This is a genomic window from Vibrio sp. 2033 (assembly GCF_033339735.1).
In genome coordinates, this window is the sequence record NZ_JAWOVC010000811.1 from 1 (window position 1) to 522 (window position 522).

Here is a 522-nt window from a genome sequence, read left to right on the forward strand (position 1 = left end):
CCGGGTTCAGGTATTGTTCATATGGCAGGTGCGTCTGCGGCGCTAGCTGGCGTGTTACTGCTTGGTGCTCGTAAAGGTAAATACGGTAAAAACGGTGAAATCTACCCAATTCCTGGTTCGAACATGCCATTAGCAACACTGGGTACGTTTATTCTTTGGTTCGGCTGGTTTGGCTTCAATGGCGGTTCTCAATTGATGGTTTCAGACTTTGAAAACGCAACGGCGGTTGGTCAAATCTTCCTTAACACGAACGCGGCTGCGGCTGCGGGTTCGATTGCTGCATTGTTTGTGTGTAAAACCACTTGGGGTAAAGCAGATTTAACCATGATCCTTAACGGTGCGCTGGCTGGTTTGGTCGCTATCACGGCAGACCCACTATCACCATCACCTTTGTATGCTGTAGCAATCGGTGCGGTATCGGGTGCGCTAGTGGTATTTAGCATCATCGGTCTCGATAAACTGAAGATTGACGATCCTGTAGGTGCAATTTCAGTTCATGGTGTTTGTGGTTTCTTCGGTCTA

The 522-nt window shown here is 48.5% G+C and carries 1 pseudogene; it reads left to right on the forward strand.

The features are described 5' to 3' along the window. A pseudogene (locus R7P74_RS29230) lies at positions 1-522 on the forward strand (ammonium transporter); the annotation flags it as partial.